This is a genomic window from Mucilaginibacter sp. UR6-1 (assembly GCF_020880975.1).
Lineage (GTDB): Bacteria > Bacteroidota > Bacteroidia > Sphingobacteriales > Sphingobacteriaceae > Mucilaginibacter.
Genome location: NZ_JAJIWP010000005.1, coordinates 140,982 through 160,299, shown reverse-complemented (window position 1 = coordinate 160,299; position 19,318 = coordinate 140,982). Strand labels below are relative to the sequence as shown.

The window sequence follows — 19,318 nt, the reverse complement described above, 5'->3', positions numbered from 1 at the left end:
AAATACCAACTATTGAGGTATTGTTTCCCCGCTAAAATAACTACAATAAGCATAAAACACAAAAACAGGTGATTTATTATCTGTAATAATAAAACTACGTACGCACAGTTTATATCTTTGCAGATTAAATTGATAAACCGTTTTTGGATGCGTATTTACACCGTTGCTGTATTGTATATATTCTCGTTGCTGTTGTGTTTAAGTGTATATGCACAACCGGCCCACGAATTGGATATACCGGACGCCTACAAACCCGACCCTAAACGTGAGTTTAGAGGGGTATGGATAGCTACCGTGGTTAATATTGATTGGCCAAGCAACTCACGGTCTTTACCCGAAAGGCAAAAGACAGAGTTGCTGAATTTGTTTGATGAACACCAGCAAACCGGCATTAACGCGGTAATGCTGCAGGTAAGGCCCGCGGCCGATGCCTTTTATGCCAAGAGTTTTGAGCCGTGGTCAAAATACCTTACCGGGCAGCAAGGCAAAGCGCCGTCGCCATCGTATGATCCGCTGGAGTTTGCCATAACCGAGGCGCATAAACGCGGTATGGAACTGCACGCCTGGTTTAACCCTTACCGGGCTACTTTTGATAAAAACTTTAACGCGGTTGCCAGCGATCATATCACCCGCCTTAAACCCGAGTGGTTTTTTACCTACGGCGGTATCAAGCTGTTTAACCCGGGAATACCCGAGGTGCGCGAGTATATTGTACGCGTGATACTGAATGTGGTTGATAATTATGATGTAGACGGCATTCACCTGGATGATTATTTTTACCCTTACCCTATTGCCGGGCAGCGCATAAACGATCAGGAAGCATTTGAAAAATACGGTACTGGCTTTAGCGATATAAAGGAGTGGCGGCGCAATAACGTAGATGTACTTATAAAGGCGCTGAGCGATAGCATCCATGCGCATAAGCCATCCATGAAGTTTGGTATCAGTCCGTTTGGTATATGGGCTAATAAGTACCAAAATCCCGAAGGATCTGAAACCAGTGGCGGCTCATCATACTATGAGCAATATGCCGATAGCCGCAAATGGATTCGTGAAGGCTGGCTTGATTACATCAACCCGCAATTATACTGGCCTATTGGCAACCGCGCCGCCGCGTTTGATAAGCTTGCCGACTGGTGGAGTAATAATACCAACAACCATCACCTGTATATAGGGCAGGCACCATACCGCTTACTGGAGCGTAAAACAGCGGCCTTCCGTAACCCGGCCGAGCTGCCTAATCAGATTAGTTATCTGCGTAACAACCCGCGTGTACAGGGCAGTGTTTACTTTAGCTCAAACTCATTGATCAGCAACCCGCTGGGTATTGCCGATTCGTTGCGTACCACTTATTACCGCCATAGGGCATTGCCGCCGGTAATGCTTTGGCTGGATTCTGTCGCGCCAAATGTGCCCCGTAACCTCACCGTAAAGCCATCGGCAAAAGGTATGTACCTCAACTGGCAGGAGCCTGTTACCGCGCGTGATAACGAGCCGGTATATGGCTATGTGATATACCGTTTTGAGGAAGGTGAGCGTACCGATATCAATGACCCTAAAAACATCCTCAGCATACAATACAATACTGACCTGTTTTATGAGGATACTACGGCTGTAAAAGGCAAGCATTATTTGTACATACTTACCGCTATTGACAGGTTGAAGAACGAAAGCGACCGTTCACCGGCCATTGCCACAGGCAATTAAAAACTGATCAGTCCTTTTTGCTGCAGTTTATTCAGATACAGGTCAATGGCAGTGTCGCCCAAGCCATAAATGTTGTTTTGTGCCCAAAAAGCGGCATATATATCCGGTTTGGTGGTTTTTCCGCTGTTATAAATATCCAGCAGTTGTTGTTCAATATAATTTAATCCTCGGCTGTTGGTTTGCAGGCGTTTCAGGTGAGCCTCAAATGATGGCTTGAGTAAGGGAAGGTTAGCCCAAAAGGGCGTTCCTGTTATAAATGCCTCAATTTTTTCAGCCTCGGCGGTACAATAGGCTGCCCAGGCTTCGGCAGCAAGGGTAAGGTCATAATCAGTTAACTGTACCCGGATGCTATCGTACAAATAATCAAGCTCGCTGCCGTTCAGTTCGCCCAGGCCTTTAAAGTCAGGCTTGCCGGGGTATTCGGCCGGGCACACCAGGTAAATAGCAGGTTCGCTTAAATTGCTTTGCAGGCGCAACAGGTTAAGGGCACCAAGCAGGTTAATCTGGCAATGCAGGTCAAACTCAAACCATAAGGTGATCTGGCTGTAAGGGCAGCTAAGCTTGCCTATCTCATCAATTACCTTGATTTTATAGCTTTCGGCGGGCTCATTAAAACTTTCGCTTATCCATTTGCCGCGTGCCTCCCAAAAAGCTGCCGAAGATATATCTTCTGTAACCGGCCCCTCCGAAAGTATTTCTCGCCATACCAGTACATCGCCGCCGAGCCCGGTACCGTTAAAGCCATGCAGCATGGCATCGCCATTAAGTATATGCAGTTGTTTTTCCATAGGTTATAATACAAAGCTACAAATGTGCGGTAACAAAAAGCCACCTATTGGTAAATAGGTGGCTTTTAATGTGAGAGTAGGTTTAGTACTATTAACTGACTGATTTATTTAGTGGTGACCATTACTTTTCCGTAGCCTTTTTCACCTTCTTTTTTTGATGAATCTTTAATTACATCAATGCTTTTTATGCTATTAGGATTAAGTTCTTTCATCTCTTTCGCGGTCATTTCTTTTCCGTTCAAGTAATAGGTTACGTTTTTTAAGTCTGATTTATCACCTCTGAGTATTAGCCCCGTGCCTAATTTAGCGGTGTCTTTCGCGGCAAAGCCTATTACCACAACATCATTAACATTACCTTTTACCTTTTCGCCTTTAAAGGATGTTGTTGCTTGTTTTTCATCATCGCCGTTACCGGGTATCAGCGTGCCTTGCTTTTCGCTTTCTTTAACCGCATTGTCGGCTGCGGGCAGGTTAAACGCTATGGGTACCGTAAATTGTACCCTTACCGGATGGCCATTCTGTTTTCCTGGTGACCATTTAGGCGAGGCCTTTAATACCCTTACCGCTTCGGCGTTTATCGTTGCTGATACACCACGCAGAACGTTCAGGTTGCTTAATGCCCCGTCTTCCTCAACAATAAACTGAACAAACACTTTGCCCGATGCTTTATTCTTCACATCCTCTGCCGGGTATTTAATACTGTTTTGAAGATATTTACCAAAAGCTTTCAAACCACCCGGAAATTCAGGCAGTTGCTCAACAGCGGTAAAAACCTCATTGCTCTTTTTTGGCACTGTATCAAGCATAAGCTCTAATTGTTTTGCCTCGGCCTTTAGCGTCTGGGGCTCAACAATCTCAATTTGCTTAACAGTTTGTTTGGGCTGTTGCTTTATAATGGGTTCATCAATAATGATATACTCTTTCGGAACCACATCGGTTACTGAAGTTTCCATTACTTTCTCGGCCTTTTTATTGATGGCCAGTACGGTTTTATTATCGTTTATAGTGGCTGATGATAAAATCAGCATCAGCACGAATAGCGGGGCAGAAAGGCCATATTTAAGCAGCTTTACACGCTGCGACCTGTTTTTTTGTAACATCATGATACGTTGTTTTAATAAGCTGTGATTAAAAAAGGGGTTAACTAAATTGTGTACCGGTGCGTTGAATGTTTGGTTAAGCAGCAGCATGGCATAACCGGCTTTGTCGGCACCGGCATCAATTACCTGCCTGTCGGCAATAAATTCGTGGGTATGCTTTACCGCATTGCGGTATAAATAAATTACCGGGTTAAACCAGTTGATGATGCTGATCAGTTCAATAAGCATTACATCTGCCGAGTGCCACTGGCGGGCATGAACATGCTCATGTGCCGATACCACCTCATGCTCTGACAGTTCGCCGCTTACCTGTACCTTTTTAAAAAAGGAGTACGCGCCTGCTGTATGCCTGCTGATCAATCTTTGCAGGCTTGCTAACTGCCAGGTAAACCTGATGGCAAAGGCGAGCAGCCCGGCAAGATAGGCGTAGGCTATCAGGTGCCCAACGCTCAAAAAATCCGTTTCGGTTTTACCCGTGTACTGGAGGGCAATAACCGGCGCATTAAATATAACCTGCTTTACCTGCCGGGTAATAAACAGGTTTTGTACCCAGTCGGCCTGTATCAGCGGCAGCAAAAATGATATTGCCGCAGATGACACAAGGTATATGCGATTAAGCTGAAAAAATGTTTCTTTACGAAGCAACAAGGCATAAAACCCGTAAAACAATCCCAAATACAAGTTTGCCAGTATTAAATATTGCCACCAGTTCATAACGTTTTTATTTTTTTAGTTTTTCAATCAGTTTCATTATCTCGTCGGCCTCTTTGAGGTTTATCTTTTCCTTTTTTACAAAAAATGAGAGCATGCTGTTAACCGAGTTGTTAAAGTAGCCGCTCAGTAATTTATCAGAGGCAAAATCCTGGTATTGCTCCTTGCTGATCACCGGGTGGTACTCATGGCTTTTACCATAGGCGGTATGGCCTACAAAGCCCTTTGTCTCCAATATCCTGATGATGGTTGATACAGTGTTGTAAGCGGGTTTCGGTTCAGGTAAAAGCTCTATCACATCTTTCACATATCCTTTTTTTAATTGCCATAATACCTGCATTATCTGTTCTTCGGCTCGTGTTAACTCTTTAATTTCCATATCTTTTTTTTCTATTTCTTATCCTGATAAATGGCCGGTCCGCATTGCGCAAACTTTTTATCAGCGGTTATATTTATTTTGTGGTACTGTATAAACGTATTTAATAAAGCTACAAACTTTTCCTTTTTAACCTCATCATTTTCAAGTGCTTTAAGGTTTACAAGGTAGTAATCTATTTTACCGTCGGGTTTAAAATATATTCGATGCACAAGTCGGGTAGGTTGGCCCCAGGCAAAGCCGTTATCTTTCAAATACAAGGCAAGTTCTGTGAGCATGGCTGTATAGGCTTTAAAAAAATCCTGCTGGCGTTTGCCGGTAAATGCGGCTTTAGCGGTATCAGTATCTAAAGCACTTGTATATTGTTTATCCAGTTTTTCAACCGTAAGCCCTTGTGCGGCGGCATCCTCAAAGGTTAAAGCCTTTGGCTGGGCTGCGGCTGCAAACGGTAACAGGAGCATCGCTATCAAAACGATTATTTTCATCGGCTTATAATTTAAAACTAAGGTATTAGTTGTTTTTTACATTTGCAACTAAAAATTTAGTTATTTTTTATAAATAAACTTTTTTTACCTTTTGAGGTTGTTATCGCACATCCATTTTATAACACTAATGCATATAGTTTTTCACGGCGCTGCCCGTAATGTTACAGGCAGTAAACATTATATTGAACTTAACGATGGCACATCGTTATTGCTTGATTGCGGCATGTTTCAGGGTTTGGGCGACCATACCGATGATATGAATGAGCATTTTGGCTTTAATCCCCAAAAGCTGGATTACATGATCCTTTCGCACGCGCATATTGACCATTGCGGCCTGATACCCCGCCTGGTAGCCGAAGGCTTTAGCGGACCGATATTTTGTACCCCGCCCACTATGAACCTTGCGCGTATACTGCTAACAGATTCGGCACGTATACAAACGCAGGATGCCGAATACAGTAACCGCCAGCGTAAACGCAAAGGGCAAAAACTGATTGAGCCACTATATAATGAGGAAGATGCCATGGCCGCAATGCGCCGGTTTAAAGTTGTTGAATACAATGAGGAGTACGAGATATCGCCCCGGATAAAGTTCACGCTAACTGATGCAGGCCACGTGGTAGGCAGCGCGGCCATACATTTAACCATACTGGAAGAAGGAAAAGAAACCCGTATTACCTTTAGCGGCGATGTTGGCCGTTACGGCGATTTGTTGCTTAAAAGCCCGCAAACCTTTCCGCAGGCTGATTATATATTACTGGAATCAACCTATGGCGATTCGTTGCATAAGGATATCGGCCCGATAGAGGATGCCCTGCTGGAAGTGATACGCAATACCTGCGATATTAAAAAGGGTAAGGTGATCATCCCGGCGTTTAGTGTTGGCCGTACGCAGGAACTGCTGTATGCCCTGAATTCGCTTGAGCTGCGCGGCGTATTGCCTGATGTGCCTTATTATGTGGATAGTCCGCTATCGTTGCAAGCTACGCAGGTGCTTAAAGATCATCCGGAGGTATATAATAATAATGTTAAGGAGGTGATGAAAATTGACGACGATCCGTTTGCTTTTAAAGGATTACGTTTTATTGAATCGACTGAAGAATCTATCGCCCTGAATAGCGACCCGCGACCGTGTGTTATTATCTCCTCATCAGGCATGGCCGAAGCAGGCAGGGTAAAGCATCATATTAAAAACAATATTAATAACAAAAAGAACACCATACTGATAGTTGGGTATTGCGAACCTAATTCGTTGGGCGGGCACCTGATGCGCGGCGACCGCGAGGTATACATTTTTGGCGACCAGTACCAGGTGAATGCCGATGTTGAGGTAATTAAATCAATGAGTGCCCATGGGGATTATGAGGATCTGCTGCACTTTGTATCCTGCCAGGACCCGAAGCTGGTAAAAAAGCTATTCCTGGTACACGGGGAGTATAACGTACAGCAAAACTTTGCTGAAAAGCTGAAAGAGAAAGGGTTTAAAGATGTTGAAATACCTTACCAGCATAACAGGGTTGATCTGTAAGGGATATACGTGATGAAAATACAATCGATCATAACCTATTTCCCGGCCTCTTAATTTTCGGGTAGCACTGATGATTTACTGCCTTTAATAGAAAATTAAACAGCCGGCAGGTTATTCGCTATTGTTTGTTTATCAAGGTGCTCATGATATCGCTGACGCTAAGTTTTCTTTGGTTACTTTCTTTTGTCTGCAAAAAAGAAAGTGACAACCACTAACGCTTAGGTTGAGCACATCCCTGTGCTCATCAGCACTAACAAATGAAGTTATAATTAGCGATGATTCATTAATGAAAGGGTTACTAAAAATCTTCGTATTTTTACCTACTTATGCAAAACCCGATTTCAGCAAAATACAATGCAAAATTTCAGGAGGCGCTGGCCTCGTTAAATCCGGAGCAACTGTCGGCCGTTAATAAAATGGATGGTCCGGTGCTGGTGGTAGCGGGGCCGGGTACCGGCAAAACGCAGATCCTGGCTGCCCGTATAGGTAAGATACTAACCGATACCGATGCCCAGCCCAATGAAATTTTGTGCTTAACCTATACTGATGCCGGCGCGGTGGCCATGCGCAAGCGTTTGTTTGATTTTATTGGCCCCGATGCTTACCGCATCAACATATACACCTTTCACGCTTTTTGTAACGAGGTGATCCAGGAAAACCTGGAATATTTTGGCAAGCTGAACCTCGACCCCTTGTCAGACCTGGAATCGGCCATGCTGTTCCGTGAGCTGATCGACGAGTTCCCGAACGACCACTTGCTGAAGCGCTTTACCGGCGATATTTATTTTGACGCGCCAAGGCTTAAAAGTTTGTTCTCTACCATGAAACGGGAGAGCTGGGATGCCGAGTTGATCAACCGCTCGGTTAAGGAATATATTGAGGATTTGCCAAACCGGGAAGAATATATTTATAAACGCGCAAACGCCGCCAAGGGCATCAGTATAGGCGACCCAAAGCAGGCCGATATTGATAAGGTGACTGAGCAGATGAACAAGCTGCTGGCCGCCGTTGCCGAGTACAAGAATTACGATGCCAGGATGAAGCAGCAGGGCCGGTATGATTATGACGACATGATCATCTGGGTTTTGAAAGCCTTCCGTGAGAATGATGATATATTACGCCGCTACCAGGAACGTTACCAGTATATTTTGGTGGATGAGTTTCAGGATACCAGCGGATCACAAAATGCGCTGCTGAAATTTTTGCTGGATTACTGGGACACCCCTAACGTTTTTGTAGTGGGTGATGATGATCAGTCTATCTTCAAATTTCAGGGTGCTAATATGGAGAACATCCTTGATTTTGCTAATGATTACGTGCACGCCCTGCATACTGTGGTGTTAAGGCACAACTACCGCTCTAATCAGCATATTTTGGATATGTCAAGGGTGTTGATCGATAAAAACAAAAAGCGCCTTACCGCGCAATTAGCCCTTGACAAAAACCTGAGCGCCTCGCACCCGCGCTTCGCTACCGATATGGTAGAGCCTACTATCCGCGAGTACGAAAATCCCGACCAGGAACTGGCTGATACGGCACGCATCATTCAAAAACTGGTTGAAAGCGGCGCGCCTGCCAACGAAATAGCGGTTATTTACCGCAATCACCACCAGGTTGAGGACCTGGTACATTATCTGGGCGCGCAAAAAATTACTGTTAACACCAAAAGGAAGATTGATATATTGACCCTGCCCTTTGGCGAGAAGATCATCACCATATTGCGTTACCTGGCCATGGAGCTTGATTCGCCTTATAGTGGTGATGAATTGCTGTTCGAGATTATGCACTATGATTTTTTCGGCATCCCGCCCATCGAGGTGGCTAAGGCCAGCATCGCGGTAGCAAAAGCCAATTACAGCACCTTTAATAACGATCAGCCTAAAACTTCGTTGCGCCGCTACGTAAGCGAGCTGCGCACCCCTGCCCAGCCCGGATTGTTTGATAACGTGCAGAATGTGGAAATGAAGTTTTTGATGAACGATATTGATTACCTGCTCAAAGCATCGGTAAGCCTTACGTTGCAGCAATTGTTTCAGCAGGTGATCGCTAAAATGGGTATCCTCAAATTTATTATGCAGCAGGAGGATAAGGGCACATTTATGCAGGTGCTCACCAGCTTTTTTGATTTTGTTAAGGACGAAAGCCGCAAAAATCCCGACATCTCCCTGGCCGAACTGATTGCCACTATCGATCTGATGAAGAAGAACAATATCCGCATGGAGCTAAACCAGGTGATATTTTCGGATAAAGGCATTAACTTTCTGACAGCGCATGGTTCAAAAGGATTGGAGTTTGAGCATGTTTTCTTTATCGGTTGTGATAAAAAAACATGGGACAGCAAGGGCCGCAACCACGGCTTTAGCTACCCCGATACGCTAACCGGTTCGCCGGATGATGACATTGCCCAAAAGGAAGAAGCGCGCCGCCTGTTCTACGTAGCGTTAACCCGTGCCAAACAATGCCTCAACATATCATACGCCCGTAAGGATAAAAAGGGTAAGGATCAGGAAGCCTCACAATTTGTAGGGGAGATATTGGCCGAAACAAATATGCAGGTAAGCTATCCGCAGGTACCTGCGGATGACATGGTTAATTTTATGGCTACCCAGTTTACCGAGGCCGATAAGCCGCAGGTTGAACTGCTGGATACCAATTACATTAATCAGCTACTGCAAAACTATACGCTGTCGGTTACGCACCTTAATAACTATCTGGATTGCCCGCTACGGTTTTACTTTCAGTGTTTGATCAGGGTACCATCGGGTAAAAGTCCGGCGGCTACGTTTGGGCAGGCTGTGCACTGGGCATTGAACAAGGCTTTCCGTAAACTAAAGGAAAATAACGATGTGTTTATGCCTGCCGAAGAATTTATGAAGGAGTTTAGGTGGTACATGTTTCGCAACCGCGACTCGTTCACTAAGGATGATTTTAAACTGCGTTTAGCTTACGGCGAAAAAATACTGCCTGATTACTACGAACAGAACGTGAATATATGGAACAAGGTAGCCGTTACCGAACGCACCATAAAAAACATTGAAGTAAACGGTGTACCGATAAAGGGTAACCTGGATAAAATAGAGTTTGACGGCAAAAATGTAACTGTAGTTGATTATAAAACCGGCAAGCTTAAAAACGCGAAGGATAAGCTACAACCGCCCAATAATACAAACCCCAACGGCGGCGACTACTGGCGGCAGGCCGTATTTTACAAAATACTGGTGGATAACGACCGCAGTAATGACTGGCACGTAGTAAGCACCCAGTTTGAATTTGTGGAACCGGTTAAGGATGGCGAATACCATAAGGAAAAAATCGCTATATCACGGGAGAATGTGGAACTGGTTAGCGAACAGATAACATCGGTCTATCAAAAAATAATGAACCATGAGTTTAACACCGGCTGCGGCAAAAAGGAATGCGACTGGTGCCACTTTGTAAAAACCAACTTTAAACAAGCCGAAGGCATTATGATTGATGCCGATGTGGAGGAGTAAGCAATGAAAGCTTCCCTTTAGGGGTAGGGGGCTATAAAAACACCACTTCTTCAACCACCACAGCCTGCGCTTCGTCATTTATTTTTTGGATGATCTGGGCGCGTATCAGCATCAGCTCATGCTTTATTACGGATGATTCGATGCGTACAAAAAGCTTTTTATCGCTGATGTAGATCTCCTTGGTGCGGTTGGCTACCGAGGAGCCCACCAGTTGCGGCCAGTTGGCTATAACGGCAGTTTCGTTAAACTTGCGCTTAAGCTTGTAAACCTGCATCATTTGTTCAATCGCATCCTTTAGTGTTTTATCATTCGCTTTGCGCATGGGCTTCTCCTTTTACAATTTCAAAAATCCGGGCATCAACATTAATATCATCAAAAACGTTTTTTACCCGGCTGGCACTGGTATCGGTTATAAAAACCTGGCCAAAGTTATGGGCCGATACCATTTGCATCAGCTTGGTAACCCGCTTATCATCCAGCTTATCAAAAATATCATCAAGCAACAGCAGTGGCTTAAACTTTTTCTGCTCGTACAAATAGCTGTATTGCGCCAGTTTAAGCGCTATTAAAAATGATTTTTGCTGCCCCTGCGATCCGAACTTTTTCATGGGCATGCCATGTATCGAAAAAGCGAGGTCATCCTTATGAATACCGGCCGTGGTGCGTTCCAGCACGCGGTCTTTCTCCAAAGTTTTTTTAAGCAGCGCGGCAAAATCATCCTGCAACAATTGCGACTCGTACACCAGCGATACCTGCTCGGCCTGGCCACTTATAAAATCGTAATGCGTGTTAAACACCTCGGTAAAGCGCTCCATAAATGCCTTGCGTTTGGCAAATATGCGGTTGCCTGATGCTGTAAGTTGCTCGTCAAGTATCTCTAACAGCACCGGGTCATACCGGCCGGTATCGGCAATGTTCTTTAACAGCGCGTTGCGGTTAATTAAAGCCTTGTTGTAGGCGATCAGCTCATCAAGGTATTGGTTATCCGTTTGCGATATAACGTTATCAATAAACTTTCGCCGCTCCTCGCTGCCTTCAATAATAATACTGATATCATATGGCGAGATCATCACCAGCGGAAACAACCCGATATGGTCTGCCAGGCGCTGATAGTCCTTTTTATTACGTTTAAACTGCTTTTTTTGATTGCGTTTAACCGAGCAGGCCACAGCCTCGTTATTGTCATTTTTATCAAACGTGCCGGTGATGATAAAAAACTCGGCACCCTGGCGTATCTGCTGGCTATCTATCGGGTTAAAGTAACTTTTACATAACGACAGGTAGTGTATGGCATCCAGCAAATTGGTTTTGCCCGCGCCGTTGCCGCCTACAAAAGCGTTCACGCCATCGCTAAAGCTAAGCTCGGCCTGTTCGTAGTTCTTAAAGTTAATTACTGATAGTTGTTGCAGATACATATTGAGCCTTCAAAGTTAACATATAGGGTCGACGGTTTGGTGTATTAAGTATGCTAATTTTAGCAGGTTAATTATTTAAGTTAAAAGGTGTTGCTAAAAACTTTGAAAACTGTATTTTTGCAAACTTAATTTTTTGAATAAAAATGTCGACAACCCAGGCGAATACCAAAATTGTGAACGAAGATAAACCGGTTAAAAAGACAGGGAGTTTTGTGAACGAGAACAGAAAAAGCTTATTATTTATAGCTGCAGCCGTTTTAGTGCTGATAGCCATATACTTTATATACCTTAAAGCTTACTCAGGTCCGCGTGAGGTAAAAGCCGCCGATCAGATGCACGTAGCGCAGGATTTTTGGCAGCAAAAAGAGTGGGACAAAGCCATTAAAGGCGATGCCGGTTACCCGGGCTTTGAAAAAATTATTGAAGATTACAGCAACACCAAGGCTGCAAACCTGGCCTACTATTACCTGGGTATTGCCTACCTTAACAAGGGTGAGTACGGCAAAGCTATTGATAACCTGAACAGCTACCGCGGCGATGATTACATGGTTGCTGCCGAAGCGTTAGGTGGTATTGGCGATGCTTATGTTGAGCAAAAAAAATACGATGACGCTGCGAGCTATTACAGCAAAGCGGTTGATAAGGCATCAAACAGCTTTTTATCTCCATTATACCTTAAAAAGCTGGGTTTAGTTTACGAGGCTACTAACGACAAAAAATCAGCGGCCGACGCTTATAACAAAATTAAAAACGATTACCCTGCAAGTGCCGAAGCGCAAAATATTGACGCTTACATAGCACGTGTAGAGGCAAACTAATAAACCTTAATATGAGGTTGCAATAATTAAAGGTTGCAATGTTGAAAAATGAGTTAATACATTTCAACATTGCAACCTTTTAAGTTTAACAAAGTTTAAAATGGCTACACAATTAAAAAACCTTTCCGATTTTTCGGCAACCGAAATACCTAACGCGGCAGCATATACCTTTGGCATAGTAGTGGCCGAGTGGAACGCCGAGATCACTAATGCCCTTTATGAAGGCGCCTACCAAAGCCTGGTAAATAATGGCGCACTGCCCGAAAAGATATTCAGCTACAGCGTACCCGGCAGTTTTGAACTGACAGCAGGCGCTGACCTGCTCTTGAAGAACAAACCGCACCTTGATGCTGTAATATGCCTTGGTTGCGTGATACAGGGCGAAACACGCCATTTTGATTTTATTTGTGAAGCAGTTGCAAATGGCGTAAGTAATGTTGCTATAAAATATTCAAAACCTGTTATATTTGGAGTACTTACCACTGATAACCAGCAGCAGGCGATTGACCGTGCCGGTGGTAAACATGGTAACAAAGGCGATGAAGCAGCCGTTACAGCTATTAAAATGGCTGATTTGGCTAATACATTGCAGGCCTAAACTTTATCAGATTATAAACGTTAACTAAACATTATGAAAAAGATAGCATATATAGCTTTGGTGGTGCTGGCCATGGGAGCTCTCGCTTCATGCTCAAACAAACTATGCCCTGCATACGGCTCTTACCCAAGAGGCCGTTAACAGCAAAATGTCATTTTTAGTGCTGTACACAAACATTTACAGGGCTTTGCTGTAATTTTGTATCAGTATTATAAATAAAAAAGATTTTTTGCAATGAAGTGGATAGCGCTGGAGTCGGCAGATCAGATAAATGAAATAAAGCAGCACCCCGGGTATAGCATTATTTTTAAGCACAGCACCCGCTGTTCCATCAGCATGATGGCTAAAAAACGTTTTGAGCTGGAGTGGGATGACCTTCCTGAAGAAATTTCGCTTTATTTCTTAGACCTGATTAAATATCGTGACCTGTCAAACCAGGTAGCGGCGGATTTCCAGGTACATCATGAATCGCCTCAAATGCTGCTCATTAAAAGCGGCGAATGTATACTCGATCAATCACACGGCGGCATCTCGGTAGACGAAGCGCTGACGATGGTGGAGTAGTTTTTAGTCCGGAAGTCCGTGAGTCGGAAAGTCCGGAAGTTTTTTAAAGCGATATATAATCCTTTCAATATAAAAGAGAAAAGCGGCTTGATGGCCGCTTTTCTCTTTTATATTGTATGAGGAGATATTTCCTACGTCTTTCGGACTTTCTGACTCACGGGCTTCCGGACTAAAAATCTACCACCCAAAATCTACAGTCTTCTTTACATCCTCGCCAAGGCTTAAATGTACCGGGCAGGTAAGGGCGGCATGTTCTAAAATCTTTTTCTCCTTATCGGTATACTGGTTCGGGAACTTAAAGTTTACTACCACCTCGGCCACGCGGCGTGGGTTGGCGGCCATTATTTTGGTAATGGAACATTGTGTGTTATCAATATCAATACCGTGGGTATTGGCGGCAATGCCCATAATGGTCATCATGCAGCTACCTAATGATGCCGCTAATAAATCAGTTGGTGAAAATGCTTCGCCTTTGCCATTATTATCAACCGGTGCGTCGGTAATAATTTTTGTGCCCGATTGCAGGTGGGTAGCCTCAGTACGCAGGCCGCCCAGGTATGTAGTTTCAATTGTTGCCATTTATATTTAATTTTAGGCCAAAGGTATAGTTAGCCCGTACTATAACAAATTATTTATTCAGATCACTAAACCACCTGTTGCATGAATATTAATGACCAAACCATCGAAATATTGCCAAGCAAAAATAAAATGATGTTTTTGGGCTTAGGGTGTATAGCATTTGTAATGTTAGGCATCTTTATATTGATCAGTAAAGACAATCACTCTGAATTTTATAATATTAAAAAAACAGTAATTGCCATTGTCTGCATTTTATTTTTTGGCCTCGGAATTATTATATCGATACTAAGTTTAGCCGATAACAGGCCTGCACTGGTACTAAATGAGGAAGGGATCACCATAAATTCCCCCATCGGTAAAACAAGAGAAATTCCGTGGAATACCATAACCGGATTTGATATAGCCAGAGTAAGGCATAATAAATTTTTCCTGATCTATATAAATAACTCAGCCCAACTCATTGGTGAGGCAAAAGGCATCGGCAAATTGATGATGAAATTCTCACAAAACACCTACGGAACCCCGATCTCTATTTCGGCTGCAACATTAAAAGTAAAATCTGCCGAACTTGAGAGCCTGCTCGCTGCCAGGATCACACTACAAGCGAAAAGCTCCTTTATCAATCCACTGTAATATATTATTTGGCGCTGTAGTGCGTTAAATGGTTTTTACTTACTTTTGTTGTTATGATTGATTTGCCGGTAATTCCAGCCACACAAGTACAGCGTAAACCAGATTGGTTAAGAGTGAGGCTCCCTGTTGGTAAAGAGTATGCACAAGTGCGCAGCCTTGTTGATACGCATAAACTACATACTATTTGCGAGAGCGGTAATTGCCCTAACATGGGCGAGTGCTGGGGCGCGGGTACGGCAACCTTCATGATATTGGGTAAAATTTGTACCCGCTCGTGCTCGTTTTGCGCGGTGGCTACCGGCAGGCCGCTGGCGGTTGATATGGATGAGCCAAACCGTGTGGCCAACTCAGTGAAATTAATGCAGGTTAAACACTGTGTAATTACCTCGGTTGACCGTGACGACCTGAAGGACGGAGGCTCCATCATTTGGGCCGAAACCATCAATGCTATACGCAGAGAAAGCCCTGAAACTACGCTTGAAACTTTACTGCCCGATTTCAGGGGCAATTGGGATAACCTTGCCCGCGTGCTTGAGGTAAGGCCCGAAGTAGTATCGCATAACCTTGAAACCGTGCGCAGGCTTACCCGCGAGGTGCGTATACAAGCCAAATACGATCGTAGTCTGGATTGCCTTCGCCATATATCAGCAGCAGGGCTGCGCACCAAATCGGGCATTATGCTTGGCCTTGGCGAAACCGAGGCTGACGTACTTGAGGCCATGGCTGATTTGCTTGATGCTGGTGTGCATATACTTACCCTGGGCCAGTATTTACAGCCTACACGCAACCATCACCCGGTGGTTGACTGGATACATCCTGATCAATTTAACTTCTACAAACAAAAAGGCCTCGAAATGGGTTTTAGATATGTAGAGAGCGGGCCGTTAGTACGTTCGTCATATCATGCTGAGAAACACCTGTTTGATTTTTAATTTTTATTTTTACCTTGCAGGCAGTGAGTAGAAGACCCAAAATATCACTGACTGAAGAGGAATTAATAAGAGGATTACGGCACCGTGAAAAGTTAGCCGCCGAAGCCTTGTATGATATGTATTCCGCATCGTTGTACGGTGTTATTCTTCGTATTATTAACGATGAACCCTCGGCAGAAGATGTACTCCAGGAAACTTTTATAAAAATATGGCAATCATTTTCGGCCTACAGTGCCGAAAAAGGCCGTTTATTTACCTGGATGGTAAATATTGCACGTAACCTTGCCATTGATAAGGTACGCTCAAAAGATTTTAAAAATCAAACTAAAAACCAAGAGCTCGAAAATAACGTAACTTTTATAGACGAGCAAAGAAATACGGTTTACAAACCGGAATTACTGGGGTTGAAGGATCTTGTACAAACACTGAAGCCTGAACAGCGATCAATACTTGACCTGGTATACTTTAAAGGATATACCCATGTTGAGGCTGCGGATGAACTTGGTGTGCCTTTAGGCACGGTAAAAACACGATTACGGATGGCCATACAACAGCTCAGAAAACAGTTTTAATATAAATTGGAAGATATAAGAGCATATATTGAGTCGGGAATACTGGAACTTTACGTTTTGGGCGATGTAAGCCCTGCGGAAAAGCAACAGGTGGATGATGCTGCTTCAAAATATCCGGAGGTGAAAGCCGAACTGGATGCTATTGAAACAGCCATGGAAAGTTATGCCCTTGTTCAGGCCATTGAACCCTCTGAGCAGCAGCGCGACCGTGTGCTCAACAGTTTGCTTGTTAATCTTGGTGACGACCGCACCTTTACCAAAGGCCGCGCGCATAGTGATATTGATGATAAGATAATACCAATGCAACCGCGTACCGGTATCAATTTTTATAAATATGCCTTTGCGGCATGTTTATTTTTATTATTGGTGAGCATAGCCGCATTGGTAAGCATATACAACAGGCTACAGCAATCAAACGAGTTAATATCATCCCTGCAGGACCAAAATCAGCGCTTTAGCAGCCAGGTTAACCTGATGGATGAACAGATCAGCGTATTTCGTGATCCGTCGTTCCGCTTCATCAAACTTAAAGGTACACCTAAAACGCCAGCTTCGGCCATTACAGTTGCCTGGAGCCCAAGCAAGAAAAAGGTAATGATTGATATGGCAGACTTAAAGCTGCCTGAAAACGATCAGCAACACCAATACCAGTTATGGGCCATTGTTGCAGGCAAACCTGTTGACCTGGGCTTGTTTGATGCTAAAACAAAAAGCGATACATCGGGCATGAAGGAGATGAAATCTGTTGAAGCACCACAAGCTTTCGCGGTAACGCTTGAGCCACGTGGCGGCAGTGTCAATCCTACTATGGAAGCCATGATAGTAATGAGCGCCATTTAAATATCCGGTACGGTTACTCCCTCTTTTGCATACCATCCACGTAATTTATTGATGTTTTTGTGGGCTACGTATAAAGGTATCATACATATTATCCCAAAAGAGCAATCAATAAACTGCCAAAATATGGGTATGCCCCGTATGCCACCGGCAATAAACGCCAGCGGAAATATGGCCACGCTGGCAATCATACCAAACTGAATTATCCACACATTTTTTACCGGATGCCTGTAAGGGCCGATGAACAGCACCGCTAATACTAAATGCGCGAAGGCCAGCCAGTCGGTACCGTAAGCCAGGTATGGATATTGTTTATTTGTATCGCGCAGCGCGCTGTATATGTTGCTCAGCCAGTTTTGAATGGTTAGGGGTAAAGCCTGCATATTAGTGGTTAGCCAGCCAATTTCTGTTTCTAAGGGAAAAGCCGTAGCGCCGCTGATAAATAACCCGCCGATAATAATAGCCATACAAACACGGATGCGTGCTAATACTTGTTGTTGTGGAGTTTTCATGATGATATGTGATAAAGTTTAAAGTTTCTTTTATAATTGCATTATGAGGTTGATTTTCACTTTATTATTTGTATTGATCGCTGTTACTTCAAAGGCTCAGCGTACGCCATCTGATCCCAAAATCAGAATGCTTAAGAAATTCTATACTGCCTATATCTCAGAGGTTTCAAACTCCAATTATAAAGCTGAGCATAACCTACAGTTATTGAGAAAAAGATATTGTACTTTAAGTTGTTTAAACCAGTATAAGAAATTAGTTGAAGAAACTGATTCTGACCCATTGATAAATGCGCAGGACAGCGACAAGAAGTTTCTTAAGTCTCTAACGATTAAAAAAAGCTTAAAAAAAGCCGATTGGTATAGAATATCTTATGCAGATGGCATTATATTGAATATTATTAATTTAAAAGTAATTACTCAAAATGGCGAGCCCAAAATTGAATCAATTGATTTAAAAGTAATTATGTGATAAGGTTTCCTCTAAAAATATAGTATAGAATTTCAACTAATAATCTTAATTCTTCGTAATTACCGGAAGCTTAAAGGCATTGTTGAATAAAATATCGATATAGGCATCATAGACGCCAGAAACGTTGTTTTGGTTCTGTATGTTTCTTAAGACGATTATAGTTTTATCATAATCAATAAAACGGTCGATATGTGTGTCAAATCCTCCCCATGAGCCATTATGACCTACGTATTTTCCAGTTTTAGGACGTTCTGTAACTATTCCCCATCCGAAGCCATAGCCAGTACTGTTTCCGTTTTTTAATATTGCAGGAGTAAACATTTGTTTTAAAGAACGATTGGTAACCAATTTGGTGCTGTATAAAGCCCTGTCCCATTTCAAAAGGTCAATCACGGTAGAGTATACAGCACCGTCACCTGCAATGCCATCCAGGTACTTTACATATTCCCGCTCTTTGACAGAATCTTGCGAAATAGGATGACCGGTCTTATCGTTTATCAAATATCCTAATGCCTGGTTATATATTTTCTGGTGATCCGAAATCCTCGTAGTATACACCCGAGTGCGAGTCATGTGAAGGGGGTGGAATATATTTTTTTCCAAAAATTCAGCATAACTTAATCCCGATACCTTTTCGATGATTGAAGCTAATAGTGCATAACCAGTGTTTGAATATTCCCAATTCTCGCCAGCATTGAAATGAACAGGCGGTTTGTATTGTGCCAAAAGTTCAATAACATTTTTATTATGAGCTACTTTTGATCTATCCCAGTGCTGAGCAAATAGCTCTTCGTAATCAGGTAGGCCGGATGTATGTGTCAGTAGATTTTTAATGCTAATGTTTTTGTAAAATGATAATTGAGGTATGAAGCTATCAAGCTTGCTATCTAAACTTAGTTTATTTTGCTCGATCAGAATCATAATACCCATCGCGGTAAACTGCTTGGATATTGAAGCAAGATTGAACATGGTGTTTTTGTTCAACAAGCTTTTATTTTCAAAAGCCGCATACCCAATTGATTTTTGGTAAACAATTTTACCCCTGTCTGCAATTAAAACATTTCCATTAAAATCATCTTTGGCTTTTAGATAATTAAACAGTGAATCATATCGGGCAGTAATAGATTGGCCTTTTACGACCTGACAGACCGTAATAAAAAAAATTAACAGAAGTCTTACTTGCATCTTTGTATATCAAGT

Annotated in this window: 20 protein-coding genes; 11 read left to right on the top strand and 9 right to left on the bottom strand. The window is 43.2% G+C overall.

The annotated features are described in order from the left end of the window. The first annotated feature begins 147 nt into the window (after positions 1–147). Entirely contained in the window at positions 148–1,707 is a 1,560-nt protein-coding gene (locus tag LJ707_RS17450; RefSeq protein ID WP_228953427.1) for a glycoside hydrolase family 10 protein, read from the top strand. Here LJ707_RS17450 and LJ707_RS17445 read toward each other — a convergent pair. The 4 genes from LJ707_RS17445 to LJ707_RS17430 form a co-directional block, all read right to left on the bottom strand. Continuing rightward, a complete protein-coding gene (locus LJ707_RS17445) occupies positions 1,704–2,495 on the bottom strand; it encodes a DUF1835 domain-containing protein (RefSeq protein WP_228953425.1) in 792 nt (263 codons plus the stop codon). The two genes, LJ707_RS17450 and LJ707_RS17445, sit on opposite strands and share 4 nt — an antisense overlap. 104 nt (positions 2,496–2,599) lie before the next feature. Continuing rightward, complete coding sequence (locus LJ707_RS17440; RefSeq protein ID WP_228953423.1) at positions 2,600–4,309, bottom strand: M56 family metallopeptidase; 1,710 nt, start codon at positions 4,307–4,309, stop codon at positions 2,600–2,602. Between the two features lie 7 nt (positions 4,310–4,316). After that, the gene (locus LJ707_RS17435; RefSeq protein WP_228953421.1) at positions 4,317–4,685 is read right to left on the bottom strand and encodes a BlaI/MecI/CopY family transcriptional regulator; all 369 of its coding nucleotides are present in this window, start codon (positions 4,683–4,685) and stop codon (positions 4,317–4,319) included. An 11-nt stretch (positions 4,686–4,696) separates the two neighbouring features. Then, positions 4,697–5,167 carry a hypothetical protein gene (locus LJ707_RS17430; RefSeq protein WP_228953419.1) on the bottom strand — a complete coding sequence of 157 codons (471 nt, stop codon included), beginning with the start codon at positions 5,165–5,167 and terminating at the stop codon, positions 4,697–4,699. 127 nt (positions 5,168–5,294) lie between these two features. Between LJ707_RS17430 and LJ707_RS17425 the strand changes: the two genes are divergently transcribed. Next, entirely contained in the window at positions 5,295–6,695 is a 1,401-nt protein-coding gene (locus LJ707_RS17425) for an MBL fold metallo-hydrolase RNA specificity domain-containing protein (RefSeq protein WP_228953417.1), read from the top strand. A gap of 326 nt (positions 6,696–7,021) precedes the next feature. After that, entirely contained in the window at positions 7,022–10,189 is a 3,168-nt protein-coding gene (locus LJ707_RS17420) for an ATP-dependent DNA helicase (protein WP_228953415.1), read from the top strand. A 31-nt stretch (positions 10,190–10,220) separates the two neighbouring features. On the opposite strand, the gene LJ707_RS17415 is transcribed toward LJ707_RS17420, so the two are convergent. Together LJ707_RS17415 and LJ707_RS17410 are read right to left on the bottom strand one after the other, a co-directional pair. After that, entirely contained in the window at positions 10,221–10,511 is a 291-nt protein-coding gene (locus tag LJ707_RS17415) for a DciA family protein (RefSeq protein WP_228953414.1), read from the bottom strand. Then, positions 10,495–11,604, bottom strand: a complete 1,110-nt coding sequence (locus tag LJ707_RS17410; protein ID WP_228953412.1) for a DNA replication/repair protein RecF — start codon at positions 11,602–11,604, stop codon at positions 10,495–10,497. Before LJ707_RS17410 ends, LJ707_RS17415 begins: the two co-directional genes overlap by 17 nt. 143 nt (positions 11,605–11,747) lie before the next feature. Between LJ707_RS17410 and LJ707_RS17405 the strand changes: the two genes are divergently transcribed. The 3 genes from LJ707_RS17405 to ytxJ all read left to right on the top strand — a co-directional run bounded on the left by LJ707_RS17405 (position 11,748) and on the right by ytxJ (position 13,584). Next, entirely contained in the window at positions 11,748–12,422 is a 675-nt protein-coding gene (locus LJ707_RS17405) for a tol-pal system YbgF family protein (protein WP_228953410.1), read from the top strand. Between the two features lie 100 nt (positions 12,423–12,522). Then, positions 12,523–13,020 carry a 6,7-dimethyl-8-ribityllumazine synthase gene (gene ribH / locus LJ707_RS17400; protein WP_228953409.1) on the top strand — a complete coding sequence of 166 codons (498 nt, stop codon included), beginning with the start codon at positions 12,523–12,525 and terminating at the stop codon, positions 13,018–13,020. Positions 13,021–13,254: 234 nt separating this feature from the next. After that, a complete protein-coding gene (gene ytxJ / locus LJ707_RS17395; RefSeq protein WP_228953408.1) occupies positions 13,255–13,584 on the top strand; it encodes a bacillithiol system redox-active protein YtxJ in 330 nt (109 codons plus the stop codon). A gap of 177 nt (positions 13,585–13,761) precedes the next feature. Here ytxJ and LJ707_RS17390 read toward each other — a convergent pair whose 3' ends face one another. Beyond that, positions 13,762–14,163 carry an OsmC family protein gene (locus LJ707_RS17390; protein WP_228953407.1) on the bottom strand — a complete coding sequence of 134 codons (402 nt, stop codon included), beginning with the start codon at positions 14,161–14,163 and terminating at the stop codon, positions 13,762–13,764. 81 nt (positions 14,164–14,244) lie between these two features. On the opposite strand from LJ707_RS17390, the gene LJ707_RS17385 reads away from it, so the two are divergent. The 4 genes from LJ707_RS17385 to LJ707_RS17370 are packed head-to-tail and all read left to right on the top strand — an operon-like array spanning position 14,245 to position 17,140. Further along, positions 14,245–14,796 (top strand): PH domain-containing protein, encoded by a 552-nt coding sequence (locus tag LJ707_RS17385; protein ID WP_228953406.1) that lies wholly within the window; start codon positions 14,245–14,247, stop codon positions 14,794–14,796. 53 nt (positions 14,797–14,849) lie between these two features. Then, positions 14,850–15,728 (top strand): lipoyl synthase, encoded by an 879-nt coding sequence (gene lipA, locus LJ707_RS17380; RefSeq protein ID WP_228953405.1) that lies wholly within the window; start codon positions 14,850–14,852, stop codon positions 15,726–15,728. Between the two features lie 23 nt (positions 15,729–15,751). Then, positions 15,752–16,300 carry a sigma-70 family RNA polymerase sigma factor gene (locus LJ707_RS17375; RefSeq protein WP_228953403.1) on the top strand — a complete coding sequence of 183 codons (549 nt, stop codon included), beginning with the start codon at positions 15,752–15,754 and terminating at the stop codon, positions 16,298–16,300. A 6-nt stretch (positions 16,301–16,306) separates the two neighbouring features. Beyond that, positions 16,307–17,140, top strand: coding sequence for an anti-sigma factor domain-containing protein (locus tag LJ707_RS17370; protein ID WP_228953401.1), 834 nt, complete (start codon positions 16,307–16,309; stop codon positions 17,138–17,140). Here the strand turns inward: LJ707_RS17370 and LJ707_RS17365 are convergent. Further along, positions 17,137–17,649, bottom strand: coding sequence for a hypothetical protein (locus LJ707_RS17365; protein WP_228953399.1), 513 nt, complete (start codon positions 17,647–17,649; stop codon positions 17,137–17,139). The genes LJ707_RS17370 and LJ707_RS17365 overlap by 4 nt on opposite strands. Positions 17,650–17,692: 43 nt before the next feature. Here LJ707_RS17365 and LJ707_RS17360 point away from each other — a divergent pair, with 43 nt between their 5' ends. Next, positions 17,693–18,118 carry a hypothetical protein gene (locus LJ707_RS17360; RefSeq protein WP_228953397.1) on the top strand — a complete coding sequence of 142 codons (426 nt, stop codon included), beginning with the start codon at positions 17,693–17,695 and terminating at the stop codon, positions 18,116–18,118. Between the two features lie 45 nt (positions 18,119–18,163). On the opposite strand, the gene LJ707_RS17355 is transcribed toward LJ707_RS17360, so the two are convergent. Then, on the bottom strand, positions 18,164–19,303 hold the full coding sequence (locus LJ707_RS17355) for a serine hydrolase (protein WP_228953395.1): 1,140 nt from the start codon (positions 19,301–19,303) through the stop codon (positions 18,164–18,166). Between the last annotated feature and the right edge of the window lie 15 nt (positions 19,304–19,318).

Bases quoted from the DNA above. Each gene is read 5' to 3' on its own strand.
- LJ707_RS17450 (WP_228953427.1), top strand. From the start codon at position 148: ATGCGTATTTACACCGTTGCTGTATTGTATATATTCTCGTTGCTGTTG.
- LJ707_RS17445 (WP_228953425.1), bottom strand. From the start codon at position 2,495: ATGGAAAAACAACTGCATATACTTAATGGCGATGCCATGCTGCATGGC.
- LJ707_RS17440 (WP_228953423.1), bottom strand. From the start codon at position 4,309: ATGAACTGGTGGCAATATTTAATACTGGCAAACTTGTATTTGGGATTG.
- LJ707_RS17435 (WP_228953421.1), bottom strand. From the start codon at position 4,685: ATGGAAATTAAAGAGTTAACACGAGCCGAAGAACAGATAATGCAGGTA.
- LJ707_RS17430 (WP_228953419.1), bottom strand. From the start codon at position 5,167: ATGAAAATAATCGTTTTGATAGCGATGCTCCTGTTACCGTTTGCAGCC.
- LJ707_RS17425 (WP_228953417.1), top strand. From the start codon at position 5,295: ATGCATATAGTTTTTCACGGCGCTGCCCGTAATGTTACAGGCAGTAAA.
- LJ707_RS17420 (WP_228953415.1), top strand. From the start codon at position 7,022: ATGCAAAACCCGATTTCAGCAAAATACAATGCAAAATTTCAGGAGGCG.
- LJ707_RS17415 (WP_228953414.1), bottom strand. From the start codon at position 10,511: ATGCGCAAAGCGAATGATAAAACACTAAAGGATGCGATTGAACAAATG.
- LJ707_RS17410 (WP_228953412.1), bottom strand. From the start codon at position 11,604: ATGTATCTGCAACAACTATCAGTAATTAACTTTAAGAACTACGAACAG.
- LJ707_RS17405 (WP_228953410.1), top strand. From the start codon at position 11,748: ATGTCGACAACCCAGGCGAATACCAAAATTGTGAACGAAGATAAACCG.
- ribH (WP_228953409.1), top strand. From the start codon at position 12,523: ATGGCTACACAATTAAAAAACCTTTCCGATTTTTCGGCAACCGAAATA.
- ytxJ (WP_228953408.1), top strand. From the start codon at position 13,255: ATGAAGTGGATAGCGCTGGAGTCGGCAGATCAGATAAATGAAATAAAG.
- LJ707_RS17390 (WP_228953407.1), bottom strand. From the start codon at position 14,163: ATGGCAACAATTGAAACTACATACCTGGGCGGCCTGCGTACTGAGGCT.
- LJ707_RS17385 (WP_228953406.1), top strand. From the start codon at position 14,245: ATGAATATTAATGACCAAACCATCGAAATATTGCCAAGCAAAAATAAA.
- lipA (WP_228953405.1), top strand. From the start codon at position 14,850: ATGATTGATTTGCCGGTAATTCCAGCCACACAAGTACAGCGTAAACCA.
- LJ707_RS17365 (WP_228953399.1), bottom strand. From the start codon at position 17,649: ATGAAAACTCCACAACAACAAGTATTAGCACGCATCCGTGTTTGTATG.
- LJ707_RS17360 (WP_228953397.1), top strand. From the start codon at position 17,693: ATGAGGTTGATTTTCACTTTATTATTTGTATTGATCGCTGTTACTTCA.
- LJ707_RS17355 (WP_228953395.1), bottom strand. From the start codon at position 19,303: ATGCAAGTAAGACTTCTGTTAATTTTTTTTATTACGGTCTGTCAGGTC.